Annotated in this window: 2 rRNA genes; both read right to left on the bottom strand. The window is 56.8% G+C overall.

Annotation, left to right across the window (positions count from 1 at the left end):
• Positions 1-2: 2 nt before the first annotated feature.
• Positions 3-3,122, bottom strand: a 23S ribosomal RNA gene (locus AB0I32_RS27075).
• A 558-nt stretch (positions 3,123-3,680) separates the two neighbouring features.
• A 16S ribosomal RNA gene (locus tag AB0I32_RS27080) occupies positions 3,681-5,202 on the bottom strand.
• Together the 16S and 23S rRNA genes form the textbook arrangement of a ribosomal RNA operon.
• Positions 5,203-5,430: the final 228 nt, after the last annotated feature.

Here is a 5,430-nt window from a genome sequence, read left to right on the forward strand (position 1 = left end):
GTGTTGTGAAGTTATCGGCAGTTAGTACCGGTCAGCTCCGACAGTCTTTAGTCCTGTCTTCCACATCCGGCCTATCAACCCAGTGGTCTGCTGGGTGCCTCTCACACCACAAGGGTGTATGGAAACCTCATCTCGAAGCAGGCTTCCCGCTTAGATGCTTTCAGCGGTTATCCCTTCCGAACGTAGCCAACCAGCCATGCTCCTGGCGGAACAACTGGCACACCAGAGGTTCGTCCGTCCCGGTCCTCTCGTACTAGGGACAGCCCTTCTCAAGTTTCCTGCGCGCGCAGCGGATAGGGACCGAACTGTCTCACGACGTTCTAAACCCAGCTCGCGTACCGCTTTAATGGGCGAACAGCCCAACCCTTGGGACCTACTCCAGCCCCAGGATGCGACGAGCCGACATCGAGGTGCCAAACCATGCCGTCGATATGGACTCTTGGGCAAGATCAGCCTGTTATCCCCGGGGTACCTTTTATCCGTTGAGCGACGGCGCTTCCACAAGCCACCGCCGGATCACTAGTTCCGACTTTCGTCCCTGCTCGACCTGTCGGTCTCACAGTCAAGCTCCCTTGTGCACTTGCACTCGATACCTGATTGCCAACCAGGCTGAGGGAACCTTTGAGCGCCTCCGTTACATTTTAGGAGGCAACCGCCCCAGTTAAACTACCCACCAGGCACTGTCCCTGATCCGGATTACGGACCGAGGTTAGACATCCGAAGCGATCAGAGTGGTATTTCAACAATGACTCCACCCGAGCTGGCGCCCTGGCTTCACAGTCTCCCACCTATCCTACACAAACCGCACCGAACACCAATACCAAGCTATAGTAAAGGTCCCGGGGTCTTTCCGTCCTGCTGCGCGTAACGAGCATCTTTACTCGTAGTGCAATTTCGCCGAGTTCGCGGTTGAGACAGCGGAGAAGTCGTTACGCCATTCGTGCAGGTCGGAACTTACCCGACAAGGAATTTCGCTACCTTAGGATGGTTATAGTTACCACCGCCGTTTACTGGGGCTTAAATTCTGAGCTTCGCCCAAAGGCTGACTCGTCCTCTTAACCTTCCAGCACCGGGCAGGCGTCAGTCCGTATACATCGTCTTGCGACTTCGCACGGACCTGTGTTTTTAGTAAACAGTCGCTTCTCCCTGGTCTCTGCGGCCCTCCCCGCGTCCCCCAGCAAGTGGGTTAACGGTTCAGGCCCCCCTTCTCCCGAAGTTACGGGGGCATTTTGCCGAGTTCCTTAACCACGATTCTCTCGATCGCCTTAGTATTCTCTACCTGACCACCTGAGTCGGTTTAGGGTACGGGCGGCTAGTCCCTCGCGTCGAGGCTTTTCTAGGCAGCATAGGATCACCAGATTCCCGCATACACGGTCTCTATCAGCTCTCACCCTATATGCCCCACGGATTTGCCTATGGGACGGGCTACGACCTTGGACATGGACAACCATCGCCACGCCTGGCTACCTTCCTGCGTCACCCCTGTTAACACGCTTACCTACTACCGGATCAGGTCCCACGCCTACCCCACGATGACACCCGAAGGTGTCGGTGTGGGCTCGGGGTGGTTAGTATCACCGGGCTCGGTATGGGCGGTACTTCGCCGGTAGGAGAATATCAACTCCTTGTCCATCGACTACGCCTGTCGGCCTCGCCTTAGGTCCCGACTTACCCAGGGCGGATGAACCTGGCCCTGGAACCCTTGGTCATTCGGCGGACGGGATTCACACCCGTCATTCGCTACTCATGCCTGCATTCTCACTCGTGTAGGCTCCACCGCTGGATCACTCCGCGACTTCACTGCCCACACGACGCTCCCCTACCCACCCACACACCTGAACACACAGAACAAGTCTGGTGCTGGGCTAACGTGTGAGTGCCACGGCTTCGGTGGTGTGCTTGAGCCCCGCTACATTGTCGGCGCGGAATCACTTGACCAGTGAGCTATTACGCACTCTTTCAAGGGTGGCTGCTTCTAAGCCAACCTCCTGGTTGTCTGTGCAACTCCACATCCTTTCCCACTGAGCACACGCTTTGGGACCTTAGCCGATGATCTGGGCTGTTTCCCTCTCGACCACGGAGCTTATCCCCCGCAGTCTCACTGCCGCGCTTACGACTTACCGGCATTCGGAGTTTGGCTGACGTCAGTAACCTGGTGAGGCCCATTAGCCATCCAGTAGCTCTACCTCCGGTAAGAAACACGCGACGCTGCACCTAAATGCATTTCGGGGAGAACCAGCTATCACGAAGTTTGATTGGCCTTTCACCCCTAACCACAGGTCATCCCCCAGGTTTTCAACCCTGGTGGGTTCGGTCCTCCACGCCGTCTTACCGGCGCTTCAACCTGCCCATGGCTAGATCACTTCGCTTCGGGTCTAGACCCGGCGACTCAATCGCCCTATTCGGACTCGCTTTCGCTACGGATACCCCACACGGGTTAACCTCGCCACCGAGCACTAACTCGCAGGCTCATTCTTCAAAAGGCACGCCGTCACCCCTACTAGGGAGGCTCCGACGGATTGTAGGCACACGGTTTCAGGTACTATTTCACTCCCCTCCCGGGGTACTTTTCACCTTTCCCTCACGGTACTTGTCCGCTATCGGTCACTAGGTAGTATTTAGGCTTAGCAAGTGGTCTTGCCAGATTCACACGAGATTTCACGGGCCCCGTGCTACTTGGGATCCCCTCAACCAGGCCGCACCATTTCGTCTACGGGACTCCCACCCACTACGGTCCGGTATTCAACCCGGTTCGACTATGACACGGCTTTCTTACTGGCTGAAGAACTGTCAGATTCTTCCAGAAGGTCCCACAACCCCGCACACGCAACGCCTGACAGCTTGACACGCATACGGTTTGGCCTCATCCGCTTTCGCTCGCCACTACTCACGGAATATCTCTTCCTGTCGGTACTGAGATGTTTCACTTCCCGACGTTCCCTCCACACGCCCTATACATTCAGGCGCGGGTAACCGAACATGACTTCGGCTGGGTTCCCCCATTCGGAGACCCTCGGATCACAGCTCGTCTGCCAACTCCCCGAGGATTATCGCAGGCTACAACGTCCTTCTTCGGCTCCTAGTGCCAAGGCATCCACCAATGTGCCCTTAAAAACTTCAGGCAACACTACAATCACAGAAACCAAGATGACCACAAAACAAGGAACCACAAACCCGAAAGCCCATGGCCCAACAGTTTCACGATCGCAATCTTGGAAAATTTCAAAGATGCTCGCGTCCACTATGCAGTTCTCAAGCAACGGACGAACCCACCAGGCAAACCCGTACCACCACAACCGGCAAGCCGGCGGGTATGACACGAACCAGGTGACCCGTACTCGATCCAGAAACACTCGACCACCCACCCACTCACAACACTTCATGAGGGACAGGCCGGCCGGTTGCCTCAGGACCCAACAGTGTGCTTGGCGAACCCCCACCACCCCGGACAACCGCGTTCCAACCCGTGACAAGCACCGGCGTACTAGCAGTCAGCCCCGAGCAGGGCGACTCTTCGTCAATGTTCCACCCATGAGCAACCATCCCAGACGCGTACGGCCTGGGCCTGGCCTCTGCCACCAGCACCAACCATCGCTCCCACCCCGAGGGGTGGACACGTGCTCCGAAGAGCTGAGTCGGCGTCCCCACTATGTGGGGCCTGGTGGAGATGAGCTCCTTAGAAAGGAGGTGATCCAGCCGCACCTTCCGGTACGGCTACCTTGTTACGACTTAGTCCCAATCGCCAGTCCCACCTTCGACCACTCCCTCCCTTGCGGGTTGGGCCGTGAGCTTCGGGTGTTACCAACTTTCGTGACTTGACGGGCGGTGTGTACAAGGCCCGGGAACGTATTCACCGCAGCGTTGCTGATCTGCGATTACTAGCGACTCCGACTTCACGGGGTCGAGTTGCAGACCCCGATCCGAACTGAGACCGGCTTTTTGGGATTCGCTCCACCTCACGGTATCGCAGCCCTCTGTACCGGCCATTGTAGCATGCGTGAAGCCCAAGACATAAGGGGCATGATGATTTGACGTCATCCCCACCTTCCTCCGAGTTGACCCCGGCAGTCTCCCATGAGTCCCCGGCATAACCCGCTGGCAACATAGGATAAGGGTTGCGCTCGTTGCGGGACTTAACCCAACATCTCACGACACGAGCTGACGACAACCATGCACCACCTGTGTACGAGTGTCCAAAGAGTTCGTCATCTCTGACGCGTTCTCGTACATGTCAAGCCTTGGTAAGGTTCTTCGCGTTGCATCGAATTAATCCGCATGCTCCGCCGCTTGTGCGGGCCCCCGTCAATTCCTTTGAGTTTTAGCCTTGCGGCCGTACTCCCCAGGCGGGGCACTTAATGCGTTAGCTGCGGCACAGAACGAGTGGAACCCGCCCCACACCTAGTGCCCAACGTTTACGGCATGGACTACCAGGGTATCTAATCCTGTTCGCTCCCCATGCTTTCGCTCCTCAGCGTCAGTAACTGCCCAGAGACCTGCCTTCGCCATCGGTGTTCCTCCTGATATCTGCGCATTCCACCGCTACACCAGGAATTCCAGTCTCCCCTACAGCACTCTAGTCTGCCCGTACCCGATGCAAGCCCACAGTTGAGCCATGGGATTTCACACCAGACGCGACAGACCGCCTACGAGCTCTTTACGCCCAATAATTCCGGACAACGCTTGCGCCCTACGTATTACCGCGGCTGCTGGCACGTAGTTAGCCGGCGCTTCTTCTGCAGGTACCGTCACTTTCGCTTCTTCCCTGCTGAAAGAGGTTTACAACCCGAAGGCCGTCATCCCTCACGTGGCGTCGCTGCATCAGGCTTTCGCCCATTGTGCAATATTCCCCACTGCTGCCTCCCGTAGGAGTCTGGGCCGTGTCTCAGTCCCAGTGTGGCCGGTCGCCCTCTCAGGCCGGCTACCCGTCGACGCCTTGGTAGGCCATTACCCCACCAACAAGCTGATAGGCCGCGAGCCCATCCCCCACCGAAAAACTTTCCAACACCTACCATGCGGTAAGTGCTCATATCCGGTATTAGACCTCGTTTCCAAGGCTTATCCCGAAGTAGGGGGCAGGTTGCTCACGTGTTACTCACCCGTTCGCCACTGATCCACCCAGCAAGCTGGGCTTCACCGTTCGACTTGCATGTGTTAAGCACGCCACCAGCGTTCGTCCTGAGCCAGGATCAAACTCTCCGTAAAAGAGAAACATCCACACCCACCGAGGTGAGCATGAACAATGATACCGGCCAGACCAATCTGATGATTAAGATCTGTCCAAAACAACCCCCGCAACGATGCGACCCGACCAACCGGACGGTCAGCAAGGCCACACCCGCAAAGGGTTAAAACATTGGCATTGACTATCAAGCACACTGTTGAGTTCTCAAACAACCGACGCACACCGTCAGAGCCGCAATCTTTCCGATC

Origin of the sequence: Promicromonospora sp. NPDC050249 (assembly GCF_040656015.1) — a bacterium.
GTDB lineage: Bacteria > Actinomycetota > Actinomycetes > Actinomycetales > Cellulomonadaceae > Promicromonospora.